Raw genomic sequence first — 24,825 nt, 5'->3', positions numbered from 1 at the left:
CAATAGCTTACATTGTGTTAGCTCTCTTGAAGAACAACTGTTTGAACAAGGGACTGTGCAATGAAAAAGCCGCGTTAAGCGGCTTTATATCATTACAGATGGCGGTGGATTAGGACTTAAATACACTGATTTTTTGCTTAATTTCCTGAGCCAAATCAAACAAGCTCTGCGCGGCATCGACGGTATCACCGGCGCGCTGTTCACCTTCTCTGGCTAACTCAGTGATCTGATGTAGATTACGAGTGATTTCGTCGGCGACAGCGCTTTGCTGCTCTGTGGCACTGGCGATACTGCTAGACGAGATAGCTAATTCCCCTATGCTCATGGTGATTTGATTAAGCTGTCCTGCAGCCTCTTCACCTTGATGGGCTGAATGAGTTCCTAATTCATGACTCTGTCCCATCTGCTCTGCAGTGATCTTAATTTGCTGCTGTAGCTGGCTGATGGTGTGGCTAATTTCAGAGATCGATTTCTGAGTTCGCTGAGCCAAAGTTCGAACTTCATCGGCCACAACCGCAAAGCCTCGACCTTGCTCACCTGCGCGGGCAGCCTCGATGGCGGCATTGAGTGCCAGTAGGTTAGTTTGTTCGGCGATGCTGTTAATCACTTCGGTGACTTGGCTAATGGCTTCACTTTCTTTGCTGACATTCTCAACGCTGGTATGGCTGGCGTTAAGTTGTTGGCTTAGGGTTGCAAGGCCTTGAACCACCTGTTCAAGTTGTTGATGACCATCGCGAGAAGCATTGTCGACTTGCTGGCTCTTCACTGCACCTTCACCTGCATGGTTAGCGACATCACGGATAGAAGTCGACATCTCTTCGATAGCGGTGGCGATTTGATCGGTTTGTGTCAATAGCGATTGCGCCTCTTCACCATTTAAGCGTGCGACCTCTTGTGCGCTTTGAGCTTGATTTTCGAGAGTATTAACTGACGCTTGTAGGGCGTGTATCAAGCCTCGTAAATTACTGGCCATTTGATCCGCGCTGCGAGTAATGCTGTCCACCTCGTTTTCACTGGCCATATTTTTCAGTGCAAACTGCTGCGACAGATCACCTTCACCGAGTTTAGTCAGTTGGTTTTGCAGCGATTTAAGTGGATTCAGAGTTTTAATCAACACAATAGATAGCAGTATGGTGATTAAGAGCACACCTATGATGGCTACGCTAGCGTTGATCGTCAGCAATTCAAGACTCTCTTCATTGAGCTCCTTCTCTTTTGCTTGTCCCAATAACGTCCATTGCCAGCCAGGAATCGCAATCGAGTAGGCGTACATCTGCTCGCCCTGGTTATTTTCATATTGCCATTCAGCGTTATTTTGTTTGATTTGTTCAGGGGTTAAGCCGTTGATAATCGTTGCGGTGAGCGTAGTGCCGGTTTGTTGCTGTGGATGAGCAATGATGTTGTTATCGATATTTCGGAACAAAGTGAAATAGCCGGTTTCTTCTAGCCTAAGTTGATTCATTGAAGCTATCAGTTCATCGATGGCTTTAGTGATATTAAAGCCGATGTAAAGAATACCGATCACATCACCTTGCGGTCCGGTGATAGGGCGATAAATCGTCATATAGTCTTGGCCGAAGAGTTTGGCATAACCTTTATATTCTTGACCATTGATCAGTGATTGGTATCCAGGATGATTTTGGCCTAAGTATGTGGCTAAGGCGCGTTTCCCATCGGCTTTTTTGAGTGAGGTTGAGATACGAATGAAATCGTCACCATCTCGAACAAATACCGTAGCGGTACCGCCAGTGAGGTTTGAAAATCGATCGACTTTACTCTTTGAGGCGTTGATTTGCTCTTTTTCATGAGCGAGTGCAGGGGTCGGTTTGCCCAGAACATTAACGGTTTTATCAGGTTTATAAAACTGCCCCGGGTACATGGCGCGCAGCACATCGGCGTTACGTTCGGCCAGTGCCAGTAAACTACTGTATTCCAACTCGATAAGGTTTGCTGTGATTTGCATTTGTGCTTGCATCGCACTCATGCCTTTGTGTTTCAATACACCGGCAGCTGTGATGTAGGATACGCTGCTAATGATGCTGAAAACGACAATGGTCAATACGAAAGCTAGGGTGCCAATTTGCTTGGCAATAGGCCAGTTTTTATAGTTCATAGTATAAATCCATTACTGCTTGTATGGCATAACCTAACTAAAACAACATAAGTAAGGTCTGATATCTTTTTTATCGTTAACTATGAGTAAAACTTGAGCAACATTTTGGTAAATGTGAGCGACGTCAAACTTAATGTGGTGGCGACATAGAGGGACATCACATCCCTCTATGTGATAGGCGGAATTAAATAGGATTTATAGCAGAGTTATCACTTTGACAAATTGAGGTTTTTTTCGTCATCGTGAGTTGGTACATAGTCGGAACCCAGATCAGAGACAATAAGGTTGTCAGTAAGGTTCCGCCGGCAATGGCGATAGCAAACGGAGGCCAAAAGCCACCGCCAGCAATAATCAGCGGCATAAAGCCACCAATGGTTGTAATGGTGGTAGAGCCAATATGACGGCCACAACTGCTGATCACTGACACCATCTCTTCGACAGATGCGACACGTTTATTTGGCATATCTTCCAACTCAGCTAAGATAACGATGGCGGCATTGATCGCCAGTCCCATCAAGCCTAATAAGCCGATGATCACAGTGAAGCCAAATGGGTAGCCAAACAGATAGACGGCTAATAATCCCAACCCTGCCGATTGCAACGCGCTGAGTAAAATAATGCCGGTGAGTCTGAAGGAGTTGAACGACAGTACCACTGTGGCGAGTAGTAAGGTGATCACTAATACTAGATTTGACAACAAGTTTCTTACGGCTTCATTTCGCTTGGCGCTTTCACCACCGATTTCAATTTTATAACCTGCGGGAAGTGATATCTGGCTGATTTGCGCTTTAGCACGATCTAATACCGTTTGTGGTAGTACGCCGCTTTCTAGGTAGGCCTCGATGCTGTTGACTCGCTGCCCATCTCGTCTTGGGATGGCACCCAGACTGACATCGATACGACTGGTCGAAAGTGCCGAGAGCGGGATCCCTGTGCCGCTGCTGGACACCAAATTGATTTCAGACAGGCGAGTTTGTTGCTCGCGCATGATCTCTTGGGTACGAACACGTATGGGGAGGGATTCAGTTTGCTCTAAAATGCTGCCGCCATAGATACCCGTTGTCGCCATTTGTATTTGATTGGCGATGTCGGTTAGCGATAAGCCACTCATCATGCTGGCATCTTCATCTATTTGGAACCAGAGTTTAGGTGCGCCAGCACTCAAGGTCGCACGAGTGTGGATAACATCCTTAGTGGTGATCAAAATACGTCTGACTTCGTCACCGATAGCGCGTAATTTGTCGAGATTAGGGCCATAAATTCGCAGCTCAACCGGCGCATTGAAGGGCGGTCCCTGTTCGAGTTTTCTGACTAAAATCTGTGCCTGTGGATATTGGCCATCTAATTGATGTTGCAGCTGAGGGATTAAGCGGTTGGCTGTGTCGAAGTCGGCCACTTTGACCATGGCTTGCGCATAATTACTGGCGCCTTGCTGACGCTGTAATAAGTTGTAGTAGAAAGAGGGCGCATTACCGCCAATCACCCAATCGAGTCGGGTGATCTCACCGCTGGCTCTGAGGGTCGCATCGAGCTGTTTTACGAGAGCTTGGGTGTTCTCTAAGCTGGCTTGCGGTGCGAGATGCACTTCTATTTGAAACATATCCCGATCAGACGGCGGGAAGAATTGCTCGGTCATCTGCCCAACTGCAATAAAACCTGCAATAGGCAAGATGCCGATTAAGATCCCCGCCAGCAAGGGGCGTACTAAAGCTTGGTTTAAGGTAAAGCGAAAGGCGCGGCTTAATGCTGGAAACTCAACTCCGGTTTGATACCAATGCTTGTTGGCCACATTAGTGCTAAAACGGCCTGCTAATCCGGCGATAATGGTATGAGAAATAATGTAAGAGCCCAATAGGGCAAACATGACGGAAATAGCTATGCCGCCCACAAACTCGCCTGCCGCACCCGGCATAAGGACGATAGGAGCAAAAGCTAGCATGGTAGTAATTGTCGAGCCCGCCAATGGTAGCCATAGGTGTTTTAGTGTCGCGCTAACTGCGGCAACTTTATCCATCCCTTGTTTGCGACGTTGGGCGATGGCATCGACAATCACAATGGCATTATCTACCATGATCCCCAGCGCCACCACTAACCCTGTTACCGACATTTGATGAATTGGTAGGCCGATATATTTCATACAAGCCAGAGTAAATAGCGCGGTCAATGGTAGGGATAGTGCGACAATTAGGGCGTTTCGCAGCCCTAGCGTGAGCATCAATACCAGCAAAATAATCACGAAGCCGAGTAATAGACTGGCGATTAAATCGCTGAGCCTTTGGCTTGTGTAACCTTCTTGATCGAACAACCACTGGATCTCGACATTGGACGAAAGCTCAGCTTGATATTGATCGACCACGCTATGCACTTGTTTTAGCCAGAGATCGACACGGGTATTGTTGAGCATACGTGCCGCGACCATGATGCCTTGTTGTTGCTCGATAATGGCGATATTAGTGGCTGGTGTTTTAGGTTGTTTGATCACTTTTGCCACTTCGTTTAAACGAATAATGTGACCGTTTGCATCGACTTTTAATGGAACCTGCTTGATCCGCGTTAATGAATCAAGCTCGCCAGAGACTTCGACCAAGGCGCGAAAGCTGGTGTTATTAATTTCACCTGCGGAAACTTTAGGGTCGGCTTTAGCCAGAATTTGTGCAATTGCTGCAGGGGTTAGGCCAATTTGATTGGCTCGATAACCGTCAAGTTGCACCAAAATCTCTTCGGTAGGCGCACCGTAGAGTTTGACAAAATCGGTGCCACTGACGAGTCTAAGTTGGCTTTGCAGTTCTTTGGCGTAGCGATTAAGCATATCAATTCTCGGCTCACCAGCGCCTTTCCAAACTAGACCCAAAATAGCGGTATTGGCATAGCCGACTTGGTCATCAAGTAGTGAGTTTTGGGCACCGTCGGGCAGGGAGGATTTAGCGTCATTGATCAAATCTCTCGCTCGTGACCAGACGGGATCGGTAGCGGTCACATTGTCTTTGAGTTCCAGCTGAATAACCGATACACCGGGGCGTGAGGTTGACTGAATCAGTTTTAGCTCTTCTAAACGTCTTAATTGGCTCTCTAGAACTTCGGTTACTAAGGCTTCGACGCGAGTTGCCGATGCCCCTGGATAGTGTGTGATCACCGAGGCAAATCTATTAGTAATACTTGGATCTTCCATACGAGGCAGGCTACTGATGGCGCCAAACCCCGCCACAATCAATAAGGCAATGACGAGGCTCGTTAGACGAGCATTTTCGATTAATGCTTTTATCATCATCTACCTCGCCGCAATATCACTGCTTAAAGTAACCAGCTCACCAGCCACCAGCTTATGTAATCCTTGAGTCACGTAGCGCTCATCAGCGACAATGGCACCAGTCACATAAGCTTGCTCGCCATTGGTGTAAATAATGTCGATGTCGCGACGTTCAATTTGATATTGATTAGCTGATTGTGGCTGTAAAATGTAGATATTCCACACGCCTCTGATGCCGTCGGTAAGCGATGACAGCGGCACCCAAAAGCCATCACGTTGGATGGTTTGCTGATAGCTGAGATACACCAATTCACCATTAAGTACCAGCGAGTTATTGGGTAGGGTAAAACGCACAGGTACAGTACGAGTGATAGGATTTACTTCAGCGCCGACACCGGCAATCTTGCCCTGATAGGGCTTTTTATTTACCGTGAGTTCAAGGGTTTGTGCTGGGCGCAGCGTTTGTGCGATATCGATAGGGACACCAACGATAGCTTGGGGATTATTATTTTCAATCAGGGTGAATAAAGGTGATCCGGTTGCCACTACTTCACCTAAGTTGTTGTTACGTTTAGCAACTACACCATTGAAAGGTGCGATTAGGGTAGATTTGGTTATTTTTAATCGGTTGGCTGCTACTGCGGCGCTCAGTCGCTGCTTGGCTGCTTGTAAACTGTTAAGCTGGCCTTTCAATTCATCTAATTGCTGCTCTGACGTGTAACCTTGCTTTTTAAGAGATAGGCTGCGTTCTAAAGTGCTTTTTGCCAGTTGAAGATCAGCGTTATTCTGCGCCAAATTGGCTTCCAATTCAGCTTCTTGAGCTTCTAAAAGCGCTGTGTCTAACTTGGCTAACACTTGGCCTTTTTTTACTTGATCACCACTGTCAACAGCAATCAGCTTAATTTTTCCGGCTAATTCGAAGCCTATGGCCGTAGTGTTGCCTGAGCGTATGGTGCCAGTGAAGTGTTGCTCTACTTGGTAATCATTTGCAGCAACAAGCATTTCGCTAGTGACACTGGTAAGTTGAACCGAGGAATCATTGTCGACTCGTTGCTCCTGACATCCAGTGAAAAGCAGTGCTAAAGTGCTTAGCAACAGTGCCTTGGTGGTCAATCTGGCTGTAAACATTTTCATACAGATGCGCTTCCGTGGTTAACACTTGGTAAAAACATTGTTAAACTAGACTGAGAAGTCTAATTTATACAAACTAGACTGTCTAGTCTAGTTTGTATAAAAATATATCGATTTGAATAACACCAATGTTGGAGTAGTTATGAATCTTTCATCCTTAAGCCGCAGTGAACAGAAACGGGCGCAGATACTTCAGGCTGCGATCACCTTGTTTTGTGGGCAAGGATTTCCTAATACCAGTATGGATGAAGTCGCCAAACAAGCCGGTGTTTCGAAGCAGACGGTTTATTCGCATTTTGGTAGTAAAAATGACCTGTTTGTGGCATCGATTGAATCCAAATGTGTTGCACATCAGGTTGCGCAAGACTTGTTTGTAAACCCAAAAGACCCACAAAAAGCACTGATGCAATTTGGGATCTATTTTGGCGAAATGATTGTCTCTCCTGAGGCATTAGATGTGTTCAAAACCTGTGTCGCTCAATCTGATTCACACCCAGAGTTATCGGAACTGTTTTTTAATGCGGGGCCGCAATACCTACTAGAGTTACTTGAATCTTACTTCAGCAAAGTCGAAGCCAATGGCGAGTTTCAATTTGAAAACCGTCGTCATGCGGCACTGCAGTTTTGTTTGATGTTGTTTGGTGAGATGCGTTTAAAGCTGGAGTTGGGCTTACCTATTGATGATATTAAAGACGATAGAAATGATTATATAAAGTCTAGCGTAACTATGTTTTTACGTGCTTATCGTATTGAAAAGTAGACTTTTCAATTAAGCTGAATATATTAATAGTTAATCTAGGTTGTTGATTATTACTGCGGCAACTTTAGTGCCGCCAATTATCTCATGACATGTTTATTTTAGGACAATTGGAGCCCCAATGAATTCATTTGTTAAACCTAGCGCGATGAGTTTTTCCTTACTGTTAAGTGCGTGTGTTGTGATGTCGAGCGTACAGGCAGCCGAACCACAAGCGACAGAACAAGCGCCAGGCGAGAGTAAGCCTGTGCCATCTCGTCACTTTCCAACAAGCCTTAGTTTGACTTACATAACCACAGGTGAAGGTGATATCGATAATACACCGCTGCATCTTCAGCAAGATACCTTGCAGTTTGATCTCAATACCACTTTTCCTATCAGTTCTCGCTGGGCTGTTAGTGTAGGCGCAGGTTATGACAAATTGGACTTTGATTGGGGGAATCGTGGTGTTGTATTAGCAAATGTTTCTGATTGGTCTTCAGTAGAGCGTTATAAGGCCAATGTTGCCGTAAGCTATGTGATGAATAAGCACTGGATGTTTATGGTGGCGCCCACAATGCAGTACGCTTACGCAGAAGGAACTTCGGCGTCTAATGCACAAAGTTATGGCCTACTCGGTACGGGGATGTTGCGTTTGAGTGATGGCAGTAGTTTTGGCTTTGGTTTGGCTTATCTAAATGATATCAATGAAGTGCGAACCTTGCCTTTTGTGATGGTGAATTGGCAAATCAATGATAAATGGCGTCTAGGGAATCCATTTGCCGCAGGTTTTAGTGGCCCAGGTGGTGTTGAAATTAGTTATAAATTGACTAAGGACATTGAGTTAGGTGCCGGCACAGCAATGCGAACGCAGCGATTTTTGGTCAGAGACGATGATACCACCATGGAGATCAAGGAGATCGTAAGCTTCTTGCGCGCTGGGTGGACTGCAACGCCTGCATTGACCGTCAGCGGTTATTTAGGCTATTACTTCAATGGCGAGCTGGAGCTTAGCGACCCGAAAACGACTGAAGATGTAGATAATCAGCTTGCCTTAGGCGTATCAGCCAAATATACCTTCTAAGTTTTTCGTACTAAGTCACTTCTTAATAGAAAAGGCCAAGTTGAGATAACTTGGCCTTTTTGTTGTTTGTTGCTTTAACGTGCTATCGCTATTGGGGACCAGCTTAATTATTCGCCTAGCATATCGCGTTTGAGACTTTTCTGAGCCGGTTGTTGCCCTAACCAGATATTAAGCAATGCCTGTCTAAAGGTTTCACCTTGAATAGTTGCTTGTGCTTGACCATTTTTATAAGCGGTGACGCCCACTCCTTGTTTCGCTTCTAAGGTAAATTGATCGCCCTTGACGATTTCGTCACTAAATAATGCCATAAAGTCATCAATTTCAGCTTGAATTGGCGCTAGATTGTCGTCGGTAGCATCTTCAAAGCCTTCAACAATGGCATCATGCATTTTATCTGAGGTGATAAGCCCAGACGTGATATTAAGACGAATAACCGCAATAGGTGCATCAATGACTGCACTGGCTTGTGATGTTGGGCTTAGGGTATATAAGCTACCAACATAGAGATCCATAAAGAATTTGCTACGCACGCCGGCGCCATTGAGTTGCAACGTTTGATCACCCAGTTTGATGCTATCGGCAACTTCAACATCTGCGACTGTTTTTGCGCATACTTGTGTAGCAAGCAATAATCCGCTTAGTAGGGTAGCTGTTTTGAGGAGCTTCATAAAACCTCTTTGTTATTATAGGTATTTGGATTTAGTTGTTTAACTTAACCACGATGGCCAATTTGGTATTGGCCACTCTGATGGAAAAATATTGCCTGTTTCTTTTTGGGAGAGATTAGCAATGGGCCGTCATCGAAAAACAGGAAACATTTCCAGTTACGAGTGAACACATCCCATCGAGTTTCAATCACTTGATATTTCTCATAGCAAAAATAGACCAGTGCGTCGTCTTGCCAATCGATATGATTCTCTATGAGTTCAGGTAGTTCAGGGGCTTCACTATCCCAAGCCGCTTGCCAATGGTCAGTTGCAACCCAAGCATCACCTTTGGCAGCCCAGTCTCCCTTAGCAAATTGCTCCGCACGACTGCTTTTGTTGCTGATCCACTTATTCCAAACTTCCATCGATGATTTTTGATCTAAAGGTTTAATGTGCGCCTTATCATCATCGCTAACAGGTAGATCTTTATGGTTAAAGATCCATTTACGTTTGTACTGCTCAAATGGAATATAAGTGTGTGCCACAGGGCCTCGCTATTGGGAACGTTGAATCATTTGCCCGCTATTATACGGATAGCGGCAAGACAAAGGAAACCGTAACGTTTAATCCCGTTGTTTATCCAATATTGACGTTGTGACTTATCAGAGGTTGTAGGGAAATGCATATCAAGGATATGCCTGATGGTGAAAGGATGAATAGAATAACTGGTCTCCCCACAGGGGATAAGTCTAACTAATAGACCTACCTTAACAAATGTTGATAAACCTATATACAGCAAGACTTTAAGCTTGTTTTAGTGATAAGCTCACCTTAATAAATCTATACAAAAATAGCCCTATATTTACCTCTCAGGTGGTCTATAGGTGGTTAATAGGTGGTTAAAGTGGAACGGTTTAAATTTACTAAAATAAAGCTGCAATCCCTTGTAAATAAAGGGCTGGCGCAACGGTGTAGTGATTCAGAAATCAAAGAATTGCACTTTGAAACCACTTTAAAAGGTGGTCAATTTTTTAAGTTAATCAAAAAACACCAAGGCAGAAAGCTGACAATCAAGCTTGGCTCGTTTAGTTCGATGACTGTTGAGCAAGCCCGTAAAGCCGCATTAGAAAACCTTGAGCTATTGCGCCAAGGTATTGACCCGAACGCACAGAAGAAAGCACAAAAAGAAAGGCGTTTAAATGGCTTTTACTATGCTGATCTCTTTGCTACCTACAGGGCTGATTTTTTAGTCCGAATAAAAGCGGGTGAGCGCAGACCCAAATCACTAGCCGATGCCGAATCAATTTTTAACCTCCATACAAACCCACTATTCAAAAATAAAGATGTTCGTGAGCTAACCAATGATGATGCTAGAAAAATCATTGCTAACCTGAAAACCTCCAAGAGTGCAGCCACCAGCAACAAAGCACTATCACAAATCAAAAGTGTATTTAATTTTGCTAAGCGTGAGGGCTTGCTAGATGACAATCATTTTGCAGTAGCCAAAAAGTTTGCCGAACAACCAAGAGAACGAGTATTAACCCAAGACGAAGAAGCTAGGCTTTTAACTGCGCTCGATGATGAACCGCAAATATACAAAGATATTGTGTTAATTGCTTTGATGACTGGACAGCGAAAAAACTGTGTGTTGTCGATGTGCTGGGAAGAGATAGACCCACAGCAAAGCATTTGGGCTATACCTGCAAGCAAAGCTAAATCTAAAAAAGGGCTGGTGGTTCCATTGATACCGTCCGCAATGGAAATACTCACAAGGCGAAGCAGAGAGGCTGAAAAAGGCGAGAAGTTTGTTTTCCCCAATAAGCGCAGCAAGCTAGGTCATGTAGTCGAGAAAACGGGACAAGGCTCGTTTTGGAGGCGTGTAACTAAACGTGCAGGGCTTTATTCCGATGACAAAGCCCAGCGGCTAACCTTTCACGATTTAAGGCGCTCTACCGCTACCAGAATGGCGAGAGCTGGTATTGAGTTAGCAATCATTCAAAAAGCCCTTGGGCATAGCTCAATAGCAATTACCCAGCGCACATACGCGCACCATGATTTATCTCAGGTTCGTGCAGGGCTTGAGCATATCAGGAATGAGCCAATATCAACCGTAGACGCTCTAAAAGAGCAATTGAAGGCTCTTACACCAGAACAACGAAAAGAACTGCTAGGAGGGCTTTAAATGGATGAAGATCGTGAAATTAGAATAGGTATTAAGAAAAAAGATGGGAGTATTTTGGATTTTGCTTCTGATGAAGCTGAAAAATCTTTTATAAGACAACGCATACTCGATTTAGATAAAAGGAAAAAGAATAGTTTGCCAATGACTAAAGAAAGGTCAGAGGCACACCGTAAACTAAATTTTGTACTCCTTACTTGGCTTTCAGCTGTAGAAAATCAGAGGTCGACAAGTGATGATGTTATCGCCATTGATAAGGAACTTTGCCTTGAGGTCGCACAAGTGGTAAGGGAAATATGTGATGGTAAAGACCCGTTTGAATCGCTAAAGAAAAGGAAAAAAGGAGAAAAGGCTAAAACGACAATAGTTGAGCATGGTTTTATTTGGGCGATGAAATATCATAATAAAACAGATGAGGAAATTATTGAGGCTATAACGAACAAAGGGAAATTAACTAAGGGAAGGTATATTCGTCCGACTAGAGGCGGCATTCCTCATGCAGTAAAAAGCTTTGAAAAAATTTATTTTGAAGGACTTGAAGAGCCTTATTATGATGATGGGCAACTCGATTTTATTAACGCAATTTCTAGTTATCGAAACTCACCCAAGCACAAAGCACTCGTCGCTGAGGTGCTAATACAAATGTGGCAAGATGAAGCCAATAAAAATGCATAAATAATGGCTTATATTTGTTATGCCATGCATCAATCTAGTCTATACGATATTGTTCTAACGTTAATTAAAAACGTTGATAGGAGCAATTTCATGAACCAAATAACTTCATTCTTACATGATCGTTTGAGCAATCAAGATGCAGCCAATTATTTGGGCGTAAAGCCCGAAACATTGGATGTTTGGCGTTCTGCTGGACGCTATGCCATTCCCTTTGTAAAAGTCGGTAGACGAGTGTTCTATCGTCAATCTGACTTGGACGCATTCATTGCGTCACGCACTCAAACCCAAACCGCCTAATCGCGGCAAATCAACATAAGAGGAAAGATTATGAGCAAACGAAGCTATGGCACGTCTATCGTTTTAGCCCGTCTTTTGAATGGGGAACGCCTAACTGCGGCACAAATCAATTTTTTAACGAATGGGGAGCAACAAAGCAGGGTGATGGATGAGCTAAGAAAGTCATTCATTCCTTGGGAGTGCGACCAGTCTGCAAATGATACGGTGTGGTTTATGCCTGCAAGTGAAATTGAGCGTTATCGTCATTGTAGGGATGAGCAAATCGAGGATGAACGGTCACGCTATTACGCAAAGAAAACCCTAAGGCTTGATCGGGAATTAATCAAGGCTATCAAATGGAGGGGCGAAACTTGGGTGGTTAACCGATTAGGCGAGTTGGCAGCCAATGATCCAGTTTATGACCCTGAAAAACAAAAGGAGCCTAAGCCTTAACTTAAACCCCTTTCATTAGTGTGTGGTTAACGACTTTAGCTTGGCGGCAAATCGTTAACCACTTTCAAGAGTATACCTTCGATGACTGAAAGTAAAACCGCAAAAGGTTCATGGCTGCCTGAGTCAATAGAACAAGCTGTAATTAAAAACGGATTAGATTTAAATCATGCATGGATTGTCTGCAAAGCAATTTCTTTCTATAAAGCAGAAAAAGAATTCCACGCTTCTAATGCTTATTTAGCTAAGGCACTAGGAAAAAATACTCGGCAAATACAGAGATACATTAGTAAGCTTGCTCTGTGTGGGTGGCTTAAAGTGAAGTTGTCAAAATCAAGTAGCGGAACAAGTAGAAATTTACTACCTACCAAAAACACTTTGGCAATCTTAAGGGGTGACATAGATGTCATGCCTAGGGGTGACATAGATGTCATGGCAGGGGTGACACCAGAGTCACACAATAATGAAGTTGATAGCAAAGCTTCTTATAGTAAAGTTTTAACTACAACATCATTTGAAAATGATGCTGATATTTTTTACATGAATCATTTGAAAGGTCTAATTTCTGAAGATCTTGGTATAGATGCTAATCACGAAGCTTTTTGGATTTATGAGGTTGCAAGCAAATGGGCAAAATTAGTAACTAACGTCAACATACCTGAAAAACCCAATACGACGATCATAGGCAATATATTGAATTCAGACACAATGCTATCCATTGATAGCAAACGTGAATTGATAGCTTTCCTTGACGGTCGTTACACTGAAAGAAATATAGAGCAGCGTTTGAAGCCTGTTAACCTGAGCTGGTTAATGTGCTCAGAAATGGATGATCTAGCCAAAGACGGAATTCTAAGCTGTGAAGGTGATGCAGATAATTGGAGTAGCTATGAGGTAAAGTGCCTAGTTGAAAACTTATAAACTAAATTTCCCCAATACCCCACCTCGTTGTAGCGTTAATGCTCAGGTTAGTTATTTAGTATTAAAACCCTAATGTAAGCCTAATAAAACACTAATAAAACACTAATAAAACACTAATAAAACACTAATAAAACCCCAATGTAACCCCAATAAAATCATAATGTATTCAACCTGTAAAACCCCTAGGCTTAACACGTTTTTTATTAATTTAGTCCGAAAAAACCTATGTACTGACAAACGTCAAGGTTTAGGGAGTGTTCGAGTTTTGCGACAAATACGCGAAAGGTTTTTAGGTCGATCACATGAAACTTTCTAATTTTAGCCAAGGTGGTTAATAGGTGGCTAATTATTTAGATGAGGTTATAAGTTGTTGATATTTGATAGGTTTTAATCTTTATGGTCTCCCCACAGGGACTCGAACCCCGATCGATCGCTTAGGAGGCGACTGCTCTATCCTGTTGAGCTATAGGGAGACGCTGCTGATTATACTGGTTTTAGACTCGATGAAAAGTTTTCGGATTTAGTTGCTTAATAAGTACTCGATTTCCAGCATTGCCGACCCTCGACCCTCGACCCTCGACCCTCGACCCTCGACCCTCGACCCTCGACCCTCGACCCTCGACCTATTGCTTAATTGCCAGATCGTTAATTTGAATGTTTATAGCCGCATTTTCACCGCTGAGTTTCGCTGTGGCCGTTTCCTGAGTCACCTGATCTATGACTATGTTAGCTCGACTTTTTATGGCGACGGCACGCATGTTATTCAGTCGGTCAGGTAAGTTCTGCTGTAATACAATTTGGAATTCATCACCGACTTGTATGCCATTATTGCGACCAAGGTTAATGATCACTCGATCCTGTTGCTTGGAGATGATCTGCCCGAGTAGAGGCCGACAGCTGAGCATTTTATCTATTTCGATACTGGCTTGACCTAGTACAGATTGAATATTTAGGCCGTAGGTCGATTGCCAGAAACGGTTACTGTTTGCTGCAACGGTTTCCTGCTTTTCAAATTCCCATTCGGCAGGTGAGTTGTAATCTTTGCTCCATACTCGTTCACCGCTGATGCCATGATAAAGCGATAATCTGAGTTGAAATTGTCGTTGAGGCGCATCACTCCACAAACCCAGAAGGCTGCTATCTGCTGGATCGGTTGAGATATCCATGATGTCAGGAATGAGGATATATTGACTGTCGGTGATTTCGTTGAGCCAGCTAGGTAAGCGGTAGCCGCGAATGTCGTTGAGTGAGTTGGGTATATCTAAACGTTCGTCTGCATGTAAATTGGGATAGCTGGCTTTGCTCTGCTTAGCCATGATATCACCTAGATGTTGAGACAGTGCTTGCGGAAAATTACCTAGATGCCCATATCTTAATTGTGCCCTGTCTCGCATCTGTGCTTGCGGAACCAATACCGCGGCTTTTAGATTATCAGTCGAGCATTGTGACTGGTTGTTTTGTAGTACATCGACCCGTAAGTTGACTGTGATAACTTGGTTTTTCACCTGTTCATTCAGTAATTCGACTTGACCCACTTGAGAGTGGTTCATCATAGAGAATTGGTTTTTTATTAGCTGACCATTTTGGATTTGCTGTTCACTGCTGAACTCGCCCCCACTGCGCAAGGTGACATAACTCAAGGCTTGTTCGATAGCCGCTTCTCTGGCCTGGGTGACATTGCCATTGAGGATTTTGGCTTCACCACTGGCTTCGACCCACTGCGCAGCAGCATTAAAATGGCAACATGCTGCAAGTAACATGACTATCTTGAGTGATTTCATGACTAATTCTCTATCAAAAGATGTTTATCTTTTGCTTATTGTCTACTGAACTTATGCGCCAAAGGCATGACTGATGCTTAGACTAAGCAATAACTATGCCTGATTATTGAATCCCAGTTTGTGTTAAAGCTTAGGCAAGTGATGCCGATAACCAATTAAGTTGTCGTTATATCTATGAGTCACCGCCGTTAAATGAGTTGGCTAACTGTCCGTATAGTCTAAGAACTTAATTAGTCTCAGATGGGCCGTAGATATAAGGGTTTTGAATGCTGTTATTTTTTATAGCCATGGATGCGGGGTGAAATGGGTCCATTTTGCCTCTTATTAGTCATTCAATAATTAATGGAATTTAGCCATGCGTGGAGCGATTTTTCTGTCAGCACTGTTAGCGCTCAGTGGTTGTGCCAACAATCAGGCTGAGCAACCCGTATTAGCGAGCGGCAATAAGTTGCCGACCGATTCGGCAGTAATTAATTTAACTAAGCAGCTAGCCAATGAATTGGTGAGACAGAATGCTCAGCAAATCGCTAAGCAGCCGCTGCTTGTTGCAACACCGGTATTTTTAGATAGCTTATCGACGACCAATGAATTGGGCCTGCAAATACAGCAAGGTTTAATCGCGGCTATGCACGATCACCAGTTTAATCTGCTAGACGTTAATGTTGCCGAGAGAGTCAAAGTCACTGACCAGGGAGACTTCTTGTTAAGCCGTGACTGGAAACAATTACCAGCTGAATTGTCCGTTTCCTATGTGTTGGTCTCGACTATGAGCCGTTCGGCAGATGCTTTGGTGGTGAATAGCCGTATCGTCAATATTAGTGATAACCGTGTGGCTTCTGTGGCTTCAATGAGTATCGATCGCACTGAGCTGCCGGGTTACCTGTATGCCTCTGATAAAGTGGTATCGAAACAGGGGCTGCTTTATCGATATCAAGACGAGGGACAAGATGTGATCCAGTTGGTAGGAGAGATGCAATGAAGCTTATCAAGCCTTTGATGTTAGCCATGACCGTATTGTTAACTGGCTGTGCTACGCATGATAGATATGTGCAGTGGGAAAGCGAAGCGCCGGAAACCTTCCCCAAATTAACGGCAATAGGTTATGCACCGTTGCAGACTCAGCCAGCGAAAGAGCAATCTCAACGAGTATTGATGGCGATGCAGGCTTCAAAAATTGCCGCCTATCGTGAGTTAGCCGAACAAGTTTATGGTCAGCAGCTTAATGCTTCGAGTCAAGTGAAAGAGTGGATGCTCACCGATGACAATATTCAAGCCTCTGTATCAGGGGTAATTCGTGGTGCTAAAGTAGTGAAGAGCTATCCTGCAGGTGAGCATTATGTCACTGAATTAGAACTGGACTTTGCTCAAGTGTGGGCTCTGTATCAGCAGCAATATAGACCACAGAAAGTCAAGCAAGTAACCTATTTTTAAGTTCTGCTTGAGATCATCTTCAAAGGGAACCACGCAATAAAAAAGCCTCGATATTCGAGGCTTTCTTATGGGTAAAACTGGCGATGGGTAGAGTTAAGCCGTTAACTTTAAACCTTTAAGTTACTGCCTAAGCTTGAAATCGTTGAGGTGCGACCCTTGCCATCATAGGTGAGGCTGGAGGCGTTGCGGCTCACTTGTAATGCCTGTGAGAAACGACTGATACTGGCCATGCTGTGTTCAATTAGGCTGGTATTGAGGGCGTTAAGTTGCTTGCATTGCTCGAGAAGTTGTTTGCTGTCGTCGACTTGAGAGATTAAGTCGGCTTGGCTAGTTAGTAGGGCTTTGTCTGGATGATTCGATAAGCCTTCATCGCCAGATATGATCTCATTTAATAACTGCGACTTCTCGTTGGCTAGAGCAAGAAGTCGATCGGCATCTTGATCGATTAAAGCGGCTTTCTCCGCTTCGATGACCGTTTTTAATTGAGTTAATAACTCATACTGCTTGGCGATGATATCGGTTATCGGTGTCATAAAGGCTTAATTAAGATCCTTTAGCTCACTCTCGAACTGAGCTATGTTGCTGGCTAGCTTTTCAGGGTCGACTTTATAGCGACCTTCAGCAATAGCCGTTTTAATTTCTTCGACTTTTTTAAGGTCGATTTCTGGAATGTCGTTCAGTTTTGCTTGTACATTTTGCAACTGTTGTGCTGCAGATGTAATAGAAACCGAATCTTTTTTCACTGTTTGGGCGGCAGATTCTACTGAGTCGGTAGCGGTTTTCGCTGCCGCTGACTTTCCATTAGAAAGTGATGCAGATCTGCTATTAATGCCTGAATTTACTTGTTTAATATCTATAGCCATGTCGAATCCAACGTTTTTAAATGAGATCGATATACTTGTGTATCGGCATCTTGCATTAAAGCTTTAGTCTATTTTTCACAAAAATTTACGGTTTTAGTGTTTCTGTTCAAGCTGCAGTTACATTCTAACTTCGACTTCGCCTATACCTATCACATTGGCTTCGATGATTTTTTGTGAATTGCTATTTTTGATCTGTATTCTATCACCCAAATTACCATCTCTTAAGGCTTCGCCGACAGTTTTTATTTGCACATTGTCTGAGCGAGCATAAATCGACACCATATCGCCCTTACATACAAAACACAAATTGCCATTATAGATGGGCTGGTTGGCGGCGATACGCCGTTTAACCCTAGTGCCAATGACTTGCTCGGTTTGATCAAATTGTTGCCCTCGTAGGCTAGTTTGCTCAACAAATTCGAGTTTGATTTGATCTTCGGCAATAAGATCCCCTGGGCCTAATGTTTGTATGGCTATTACAACCGGATAAAGAATATCGACTCGCACCGAGATGTAGATTTGCCAAGGGTAGGGTAGATCGGGAGAGTTGCAACTTATTTTAACGGTATTGTTGCGGCCTATTTCTCTGTCGCTGGCAATTTCTGCCGTAGGTGGAGTGTTGCACCTCGGAGGCGAGAGGCGAGTATCTAAGCTTTGCGGGCTGATTACCACCTTGGCATTATTCGTTATCGCTAATTTTTGTTGGATTGCCGCTATAGCTAAATCAGAAATGGCCGATAAAGAGGGAGTCTCTGGTATTTCTTTCGCCCAAGCGTGGGGGAAACAGAGCAAAGTGATTAAAAAAGACCAAATAAGTTTGTTCATATTATTGGGGCTAACATAGCAGCCGAGCGATACCTTTAGATTGATAAGTCAGGGTTTTAAGTCGGTAGTTAATTATTTTGGCCATTTTGGGCCATCATTTAATCACATAAGCAGTCATTAAATTGACAAAAACAGGACTCGATTAGCCAATAATCAACCAAAGCAATTAGTATGCCTATCCACACTTTTAGTGAAAATTAGGCATTCACACGACAACAGGGCAAGGCATTATGTCGCGTATTCTTGAATCAGTTAATAAAAGAACCCAGCTCGTGGGGCAAAACCGCTTAGAGCTACTATTGTTTAAGCTCAATGGGCGGCAGCGCTTTGGCATCAACGTTTTTAAGGTTAAAGAAGTCCTGCAATGTCCACCTTTAACCAGCTTGCCCAAGTTAAACCCGTATGTACGGGGGGTTGCCCATATTCGAGGGCAAACTATTTCGGTTATCGACTTGAGCGCGGCAACCGGTGGGCGTCCAATTGAAGATATCAGTAATAGCTTTGTGATTATTTCTGAGTATAACCGCAGTGTGCAGGGGTTCTTGGTTAAGTCGGTTGAGCGCATTATCAACATGAACTGGGAAGCGATCATGCCGCCGCCACAAGGGGCTGGGCGCTACTCTTATTTGACTGCGGTAACCGAGGTCGAAGATGAGCTAGTTGAGATCTTAGACGTTGAGAAGATCCTTGATGAGATCTCACCCATTAAGGCGCAAATCAGCCAAGAGGTGGATGCAAAACTGACTATCGACAGAGATCGCCACTATCATATTATGGTGATTGATGATTCAACCGTGGCGCGGAAGCAGATTATTCGCGCGCTTGAGTCACTTAATTTGCAGATAGATACTGCTAAAGATGGTCGTGAGGCGTTAGAAAAGTTGCAAAATATTGCAGCAGAGATGGATAATGTCGCCGATGAAATTCCTTTGGTGATTTCAGATATCGAAATGCCTGAAATGGATGGTTATACCTTAACCGCTGAGATCCGCGATAATCCTAAACTGAAACACATTAAAGTGGTGCTACATACTTCTTTAAGTGGCGTGTTTAATCAGGCCATGGTGCAGAAAGTCGGAGCCAACGATTTTATTGCTAAGTTTAATCCTGATGAACTGGCCGCTGCGGTCAATAAACACTTGAGCTTGTAGTATTTTATACCAATCAAAGTCAATTAGTGATCAGCCCGTTTGTAACAGAAAAGGGCGCAGGAAAAATTGTCGATAACAAGGCGTAAATTGCAGTAACTAGTTATTCTAATAACAAAGTTTACAACACGGTTATCGGCGGTTTTAACGAGCAAGAATGATCAGGTAATTACTGCGATTGGTATTAGCTTTGAGTTATTTAATCAAGTAAATGAGGTTTAGGCCTAGCTTTAATTATCTAGGCCGATTAGGTTTATAGAGTTGGTTATTACCAATGTTTAAGGTCGAATTCACTATGGCTTGCTATAGTCAATGCTGCCTTATTTTATTTAATTGATATTGGGATCTCGAGTTGCCAAATAAATCACTTGCCGAAGCTGAGTACAACCAATTTAGACTCTTTTTAGAGCAACACAGCGGTATTGTGTTAGGTGACAATAAGCAATATTTGGTACGCAGTCGGCTTGCCCCTTTAATGGGGAAATACAATTTGCCCTCATTATCTGAGGTGGTAAAGCAATCGATGAAACCCACCGAGCGTCAATTACGAGCGGAAGTCATCGATGCCATGACCACCAATGAAACCTTATGGTTTCGTGATAACTATCCTTTTGAATTACTCGGCACTCGGTTATTACCCGAATACACCCGTTTAGGACGGCCATTGAAAATTTGGTCAGCGGCCTGCTCGTCTGGGCAAGAACCTTATTCGTTAGCCATGACGATTCTTGAGTATCAACAACGCCGACCAGGTGCCTTACCGGGGAGCGCGAGTATTCTTGCTACCGATCTGTCTCCCTCGATGCTTGAGCGTTGTAAGCGCGGCGAATATGACAGTTTAGCCTTAGGGCGAGGGCTATCGCCTGAGCGTAAGCGTCAGTTTTTTGAACCGACAACCGGTAATTCGATGCAAATTAAGACCAATGTCAAACAGCTGGTAAACTTTAGAGCCCATAATCTGCTGGAAAGTTATACCTTGCTGGGTCGGTTTGACATCATCTTCTGCCGCAATGTGCTGATCTATTTTTCCCCTGAGGCAAAGGCGAAAATATTGCGGCAATTTGCTGCCGCATTAAATCCTAAGGGCATTTTGTTCCTAGGAGCCTCTGAATCGATTTCAGGTCTTACGGATGAATTTGATATGGTGCGCTGCAATCCAGGGATCTACTACCAAAAACGCACCTAAAGCCCAGCTGTTGGGGTTTTGTCGCCAATAAACTGTGCCAGCTTTTACGCTGGCATTTTTATTGCTCACTTCTTTTTTGCCGCTAATTCTTTGCTGTTTAGTTTTTGGCATAACTATTGCTTTGTAATTTGCATCTGTAATTGGAGGCAATTTTATGGCGATAAATTTTGATAAGGCATTAGGGGTACATCAGTATACCTTAGGGATCCGCGCGGCACGCGCCGAAGTGATCTCGTCTAATATCGCCAACGCCGATACGCCACACTATAAAGCCAAAGATCTTGATTTTGATAAAGCCTTGCAAGCGGCACGCACTCAGCAAGGTGGTTTAGAGATGCGTAGAAGCAATGAAAAACACTTCGATTTAAAAGCCTTAACTCAAGAGCACGTGAGCTACAGAGTGCCTAACCAGCCAGATACTGGTGATGGAAACACTGTGGATATTCAGCAGGAGCAGTCAGAATTTATGCAAAATGCACTGGAATATCAGATGTCGCTAGGTTTCCTCGACAGTAAATTTTCTGGCTTGAAAAAAGCACTGAGAGGAAGTTAATAATGAGCCTATTTAATATCTTTAATGTTGCCGGTTCAGGCATGTCAGCTCAGTCGGTTCGCCTTAATACGACGGCGAGTAACATTGCTAATGCCGACTCGGTTGCCAGCAGTGTCGACCAAACTTATCGTGCTCGCCATCCTGTATTTGAAGCTGAAATGGCAAAAGCCAGTCAGCAGCAACAAAGCTCTCAAGGGGTTAAGGTGGCTGGGATTGTCGAAAGCGACAAGCCGTTGCAGAAAGAGTACTCGCCTGATCATCCTCTTGCGGATGCCGATGGCTTTATATACAAACCCAATGTCAATGTGATGGAAGAGATGGCCAATATGATCTCGGCATCACGTTCATACCAAATGAACGTACAAGTAGCTGACGCGGCCAAGTCGATGCTGCAACAAACGTTACGTATTGGCAATTCTTAGGAGGTGAGTCGTGAGTCTCATTAACCCTTTAAGTAGTCAGTCGCCATTAAGCACACAGACTACCAGTCAAAAATCGGTGAGCCAGCAGTCTTCAACGACGCAAACCTCGACGACAAGTACATTTTTAGACAGCTTACGCGCTACAGATACTGCCACGACTACGACTAAAGAAAATAATCAGCAACTGACTCAAGAAGACTTTTTCTCTTTATTGAGCCAACAGTTGTCGATGCAAGATCCGTTTAAGCCTGTAGATAACGATCAGATGATCGCGCAGATGGCTTCGTTCTCAACCGTCGATGGTATTGGCAAGCTCAACGATGAAATCGTCAATCTCAATGCGGTGATGACTTCTAGTCAGGCATTACAGGCATCGGGTTTAGTTGGGCAGAAGGTTTTAATTCCTTCAGGCTCAGGTCATATATCTGCTGAAGATCCAACCCTAAGAGGGGTGATCAGCACGCCAGAGGCTATCGATAGCATTACGGTGCGAGTCGAAGACGAAAGTGGTCAGCTCATTAAAACCTTCAAAGTCGATGGCAGCGCAGGCGGCAATATTGATGTGGAATGGGATGGACTCGACAGCGAGGGCAATCCGGTTGAAAGCGGCATTTATGCAATTAAAGCCAGCGGTCGTGTTAGTGGCGAAAGCCAAGACTTAACCGTATCGACTTACGCTCATGTGACCAGCGTATCGCTAGGAACGGCGAGCTCAGGTGCGATTTTGAATCTACGAGGCATAGGCGGCATCATGTTAGGTGATGTGTTGGCTGTGTCAGAAACATAATTTAAGCGTGATTTAGGGCATAAGGTCCGATACCAATTTAATATTTAACAGAGGTGATTTATGTCATTTAACATTGCATTGAGTGGTATTTCAGCAGCTCAAAAAGATCTTAACACTACAGCCAATAACATAGCTAACGTGAATACCACAGGCTTTAAAGAGTCACGCGCTGAATTTGCTGATGTGTATGCCAGCTCAATTTTTTCAAATGGCAAAACCACTGTCGGTGGTGGTGTTTCTACGGCTCAAGTTGCCCAGCAATTTAAGCAAGGTAGTCACCTAGCCACGAATAATGCGCTAGATATGGCCATTAATGGTGGCGGTTTCTTTGTTACCTCTTCTGAGCTTGGCTCAAAAGATATGTCTTACACTCGTGCTGGTGCGTTCAAAGTCAATGCCGACAGTTACTTGGTTAACTCGGCAGGTAACTATTTACAAACTTTCCCCGTGGACAGTAACGGTAACTCGACCTCTGTGAGCTTAACGACAACACAGCCAGTTAAGATCCCAGACACTGCAGGTAGCCCACAAAAAACCAACAGCATTGGTATTCAAATGAACCTCAATGCCGGTGAAGAAACATTAGATCCTGCCGCGTTTGATCCGAACGATCCAACCACTTTTAATAACTCTACTTCAGTGACCATGTATGACTCATTAGGTGAGCCACACATTCTGACGACCTATTTTGTACGACCAGAACAGGGAGCTTATACCGGTGAAAGCAACTGGGTTGCCTTCTATGCAGTGGATGGACAGCAAGTAGATTTAGCCGGTGCTGCTGGTTCCTATGGGCGTGACACCACTGGTGACGGCATCGCCGATACAACAGGTACAGCAGCTACAGCCGGTGGTTGGAGAGGCTCAGTTCTGACCTTTAACGATACGGGTGCTTATACGGGGAGTGACCCAGCAATTATTACCACTGAGCAGTTAGGTGTTGCGGGTGCTAATGTTTTAGGTGCGGGTACTGACGGTACTCAAGCACTAAACCTTAACTTTAACAATCCAACCCAATATTCATCGGCGTTTGAAGTGACCGAGCTGTCACAAGACGGTACCACAGTCGGTCGTCTAACTAACGTTGAAGTGGGTGAAGATGGTCTGATTAGCGCCAGTTACAGCAATGGTTCAACGGTGCCATTAGCTCGTGTTGCGCTAGCGCGTTTCTCAAATGAACAAGGCTTAAGTCAAGTGGGCAACACGTCATGGCAAGCGAGTCTCGAATCCGGCCAAGCACTCGCGGGTGAAGCTAACAGCGGTACTTTCGGTAGCATTCGCTCTTCAGCCTTAGAGCAGTCGAATGTGGACTTAACGACCGAGCTGGTGGACTTGATTTCGGCGCAGCGTAATTTCCAAGCGAACTCTCGTACGTTAGAGATCAACAATACCCTACAGCAAACGGTATTACAGATCCGCTAATTGCGATTATCTGTGCAATTTTAAGAGTGTTGCCGCAGCGGCAACACTCTTCCGCTTTAATGTTGTCACTGTTATTTCCTTCCTTTTGACTCTCCTATCTGCTTGATTATTAATCTTACCTTGATGCTTCTTCTATTGGCACGATGATTGCTTTGTAGTGTTATTAGACAGTTTTAGTTGAAACATTGACGGAGCAGCAGGTGGACAAATTACTCTACGTCGCCATGAGTGGTGCTAAGCAGAATATGAATTCGCTAGCAGTACGAGCGAACAATCTTGCCAATGCTAATACCGATGGTTTTAAGTCAGATTTAGAGCAGGCACGCTCGATGCAAGCCTTTGGTGAAGGCTTGCCAACACGGGTGTTTTCCATGACAGAAAGCCCATCGGCAAATTTTGCTAGCGGCCCAATCAAAACCACAGGGCGCGATCTGGATATCGCAGTAAAAGGCGATGGTTGGATTGCGGTTCAAGCTGCCGATGGTAGTGAAGCTTATACCCGCTCCGGCAGTCTTAGATTCGATGACAACGGCTTGTTGCTCAATGACCGCGGTAATCCTGTGATGGGCGATGCAGGTCCAATCGTGTTACCTCTCCCAATTGAGAAAGTAGAAATCGCACAAGATGGCGTGATTTCGGTTCGTCCTCAAGGTGCTACCGCTGAAGTGATTGAAGAGGTCGGACGCATCAAGTTGGTTAATCCTGGTAACCAAAACCTTATGCGTGGAGAAGATGGTCTGTTTCGTCAAATGACTGGCGCCATCGCTCCCGCCGATGCCAATGTTTTTGTACAAAGTGGCGCTGTTGAAGGCAGCAATGTTAATGCTGTCAGTGAGATGGTGTCGTTAATCGATTTACAACGTCAGTTTGAAATGCAAGTCAAAATGATGAAAACCGCCGAAGAGATGGATCAATCCTCTTCGTCATTAATGCGCATTAGTTAGGAGA

General features: G+C 44.2%; 25 protein-coding genes and 1 tRNA gene. 16 read left to right on the top strand and 10 right to left on the bottom strand.

What is annotated here, in order from left to right; genetic code table 11:
- Positions 1 to 109: 109 nt before the first annotated feature.
- The 3 genes from L1D21_RS09555 to L1D21_RS09545 all read right to left on the bottom strand — a co-directional run bounded on the left by L1D21_RS09555 (position 110) and on the right by L1D21_RS09545 (position 6,494).
- Positions 110 to 2,113 (bottom strand): methyl-accepting chemotaxis protein, encoded by a 2,004-nt coding sequence (locus tag L1D21_RS09555; RefSeq protein WP_239845027.1) that lies wholly within the window; start codon positions 2,111 to 2,113, stop codon positions 110 to 112.
- A gap of 184 nt (positions 2,114 to 2,297) precedes the next feature.
- The gene (locus L1D21_RS09550) at positions 2,298 to 5,378 is read right to left on the bottom strand and encodes an efflux RND transporter permease subunit (protein ID WP_239845288.1); all 3,081 of its coding nucleotides are present in this window, start codon (positions 5,376 to 5,378) and stop codon (positions 2,298 to 2,300) included.
- Between the two features lie 3 nt (positions 5,379 to 5,381).
- Positions 5,382 to 6,494 (bottom strand): efflux RND transporter periplasmic adaptor subunit, encoded by a 1,113-nt coding sequence (locus L1D21_RS09545; protein WP_239845026.1) that lies wholly within the window; start codon positions 6,492 to 6,494, stop codon positions 5,382 to 5,384.
- A 139-nt stretch (positions 6,495 to 6,633) separates the two neighbouring features.
- Here L1D21_RS09545 and L1D21_RS09540 point away from each other — a divergent pair, with 139 nt between their 5' ends.
- Both L1D21_RS09540 and L1D21_RS09535 read left to right on the top strand, forming a co-directional pair.
- Positions 6,634 to 7,251, top strand: coding sequence for a TetR/AcrR family transcriptional regulator (locus L1D21_RS09540; RefSeq protein ID WP_239845025.1), 618 nt, complete (start codon positions 6,634 to 6,636; stop codon positions 7,249 to 7,251).
- 118 nt (positions 7,252 to 7,369) lie between these two features.
- The gene (locus L1D21_RS09535; RefSeq protein ID WP_239845024.1) at positions 7,370 to 8,311 is read left to right on the top strand and encodes a DUF6268 family outer membrane beta-barrel protein; all 942 of its coding nucleotides are present in this window, start codon (positions 7,370 to 7,372) and stop codon (positions 8,309 to 8,311) included.
- 107 nt (positions 8,312 to 8,418) lie between these two features.
- On the opposite strand, the gene L1D21_RS09530 is transcribed toward L1D21_RS09535, so the two are convergent.
- Positions 8,419 to 8,979, bottom strand: coding sequence for a chalcone isomerase family protein (locus L1D21_RS09530; protein ID WP_239845023.1), 561 nt, complete (start codon positions 8,977 to 8,979; stop codon positions 8,419 to 8,421).
- A 44-nt stretch (positions 8,980 to 9,023) separates the two neighbouring features.
- Positions 9,024 to 9,503: a DUF2947 domain-containing protein gene (locus tag L1D21_RS09525; RefSeq protein WP_239845022.1), complete on the bottom strand. Its 480-nt coding sequence runs from the start codon at positions 9,501 to 9,503 to the stop codon at positions 9,024 to 9,026.
- A gap of 350 nt (positions 9,504 to 9,853) precedes the next feature.
- On the opposite strand from L1D21_RS09525, the gene L1D21_RS09520 reads away from it, so the two are divergent.
- The 5 genes from L1D21_RS09520 to L1D21_RS09500 all read left to right on the top strand — a co-directional run bounded on the left by L1D21_RS09520 (position 9,854) and on the right by L1D21_RS09500 (position 13,459).
- A complete protein-coding gene (locus L1D21_RS09520; protein WP_239845021.1) occupies positions 9,854 to 11,140 on the top strand; it encodes a site-specific integrase in 1,287 nt (428 codons plus the stop codon).
- The gene (locus L1D21_RS09515) at positions 11,141 to 11,812 is read left to right on the top strand and encodes a hypothetical protein (protein WP_239845020.1); all 672 of its coding nucleotides are present in this window, start codon (positions 11,141 to 11,143) and stop codon (positions 11,810 to 11,812) included.
- A 90-nt stretch (positions 11,813 to 11,902) separates the two neighbouring features.
- Entirely contained in the window at positions 11,903 to 12,109 is a 207-nt protein-coding gene (locus tag L1D21_RS09510) for a helix-turn-helix domain-containing protein (RefSeq protein WP_239845019.1), read from the top strand.
- A gap of 30 nt (positions 12,110 to 12,139) precedes the next feature.
- Positions 12,140 to 12,541, top strand: a complete 402-nt coding sequence (locus L1D21_RS09505; RefSeq protein WP_239845018.1) for a hypothetical protein — start codon at positions 12,140 to 12,142, stop codon at positions 12,539 to 12,541.
- Between the two features lie 81 nt (positions 12,542 to 12,622).
- Entirely contained in the window at positions 12,623 to 13,459 is an 837-nt protein-coding gene (locus L1D21_RS09500) for a helix-turn-helix domain-containing protein (RefSeq protein WP_239845017.1), read from the top strand.
- Between the two features lie 397 nt (positions 13,460 to 13,856).
- Here the strand turns inward: L1D21_RS09500 and L1D21_RS09495 are convergent.
- Together L1D21_RS09495 and L1D21_RS09490 are read right to left on the bottom strand one after the other, a co-directional pair.
- Positions 13,857 to 13,932, bottom strand: a tRNA-Arg gene (locus L1D21_RS09495).
- Positions 13,933 to 14,082: 150 nt separating this feature from the next.
- On the bottom strand, positions 14,083 to 15,240 hold the full coding sequence (locus L1D21_RS09490) for a flagellar assembly protein FlgT (RefSeq protein WP_239845016.1): 1,158 nt from the start codon (positions 15,238 to 15,240) through the stop codon (positions 14,083 to 14,085).
- 355 nt (positions 15,241 to 15,595) lie between these two features.
- Here L1D21_RS09490 and L1D21_RS09485 point away from each other — a divergent pair, with 355 nt between their 5' ends.
- Together L1D21_RS09485 and L1D21_RS09480 are read left to right on the top strand one after the other, a co-directional pair.
- Complete coding sequence (locus tag L1D21_RS09485) at positions 15,596 to 16,219, top strand: FlgO family outer membrane protein (RefSeq protein ID WP_239845015.1); 624 nt, start codon at positions 15,596 to 15,598, stop codon at positions 16,217 to 16,219.
- On the top strand, positions 16,216 to 16,671 hold the full coding sequence (locus L1D21_RS09480) for an LPP20 family lipoprotein (RefSeq protein ID WP_239845014.1): 456 nt from the start codon (positions 16,216 to 16,218) through the stop codon (positions 16,669 to 16,671). Before L1D21_RS09485 ends, L1D21_RS09480 begins: the two co-directional genes overlap by 4 nt.
- A 107-nt stretch (positions 16,672 to 16,778) precedes the next feature.
- Here the strand turns inward: L1D21_RS09480 and L1D21_RS09475 are convergent, their stop codons facing one another.
- From L1D21_RS09475 to flgA, 3 genes are all read right to left on the bottom strand, one after another.
- Positions 16,779 to 17,204, bottom strand: coding sequence for a flagellar protein FlgN (locus L1D21_RS09475; RefSeq protein ID WP_239845013.1), 426 nt, complete (start codon positions 17,202 to 17,204; stop codon positions 16,779 to 16,781).
- A 6-nt stretch (positions 17,205 to 17,210) separates the two neighbouring features.
- Positions 17,211 to 17,534: a flagellar biosynthesis anti-sigma factor FlgM gene (gene flgM, locus L1D21_RS09470; protein ID WP_239845012.1), complete on the bottom strand. Its 324-nt coding sequence runs from the start codon at positions 17,532 to 17,534 to the stop codon at positions 17,211 to 17,213.
- Positions 17,535 to 17,651: 117 nt separating this feature from the next.
- Complete coding sequence (gene flgA, locus L1D21_RS09465; RefSeq protein ID WP_239845011.1) at positions 17,652 to 18,359, bottom strand: flagellar basal body P-ring formation chaperone FlgA; 708 nt, start codon at positions 18,357 to 18,359, stop codon at positions 17,652 to 17,654.
- Between the two features lie 230 nt (positions 18,360 to 18,589).
- On the opposite strand from flgA, the gene L1D21_RS09460 reads away from it, so the two are divergent.
- From L1D21_RS09460 to flgF, 7 genes are all read left to right on the top strand, one after another.
- Positions 18,590 to 19,510: a chemotaxis protein CheV gene (locus tag L1D21_RS09460; protein WP_239845010.1), complete on the top strand. Its 921-nt coding sequence runs from the start codon at positions 18,590 to 18,592 to the stop codon at positions 19,508 to 19,510.
- 349 nt (positions 19,511 to 19,859) lie between these two features.
- Positions 19,860 to 20,693 carry a protein-glutamate O-methyltransferase CheR gene (locus L1D21_RS09455; protein ID WP_239845009.1) on the top strand — a complete coding sequence of 278 codons (834 nt, stop codon included), beginning with the start codon at positions 19,860 to 19,862 and terminating at the stop codon, positions 20,691 to 20,693.
- Between the two features lie 154 nt (positions 20,694 to 20,847).
- Entirely contained in the window at positions 20,848 to 21,246 is a 399-nt protein-coding gene (gene flgB, locus L1D21_RS09450; protein WP_239845008.1) for a flagellar basal body rod protein FlgB, read from the top strand.
- Between the two features lie 2 nt (positions 21,247 to 21,248).
- On the top strand, positions 21,249 to 21,668 hold the full coding sequence (gene flgC / locus L1D21_RS09445; RefSeq protein ID WP_239845007.1) for a flagellar basal body rod protein FlgC: 420 nt from the start codon (positions 21,249 to 21,251) through the stop codon (positions 21,666 to 21,668).
- A gap of 10 nt (positions 21,669 to 21,678) precedes the next feature.
- Positions 21,679 to 22,455 (top strand): flagellar hook assembly protein FlgD, encoded by a 777-nt coding sequence (flgD, locus tag L1D21_RS09440; protein ID WP_239845006.1) that lies wholly within the window; start codon positions 21,679 to 21,681, stop codon positions 22,453 to 22,455.
- Between the two features lie 60 nt (positions 22,456 to 22,515).
- Positions 22,516 to 23,877, top strand: a complete 1,362-nt coding sequence (flgE, locus tag L1D21_RS09435) for a flagellar hook protein FlgE (protein WP_239845005.1) — start codon at positions 22,516 to 22,518, stop codon at positions 23,875 to 23,877.
- 200 nt (positions 23,878 to 24,077) lie between these two features.
- On the top strand, positions 24,078 to 24,821 hold the full coding sequence (flgF, locus tag L1D21_RS09430) for a flagellar basal-body rod protein FlgF (RefSeq protein WP_239845004.1): 744 nt from the start codon (positions 24,078 to 24,080) through the stop codon (positions 24,819 to 24,821).
- Positions 24,822 to 24,825: the final 4 nt, after the last annotated feature.

The sequence above is a fragment of the Shewanella sp. Isolate11 genome, from assembly GCF_022398315.1.
Classification (GTDB): Bacteria; Pseudomonadota; Gammaproteobacteria; order Enterobacterales; family Shewanellaceae; genus Shewanella.
This window is presented reverse-complemented; position numbering and strand designations above follow the sequence as displayed.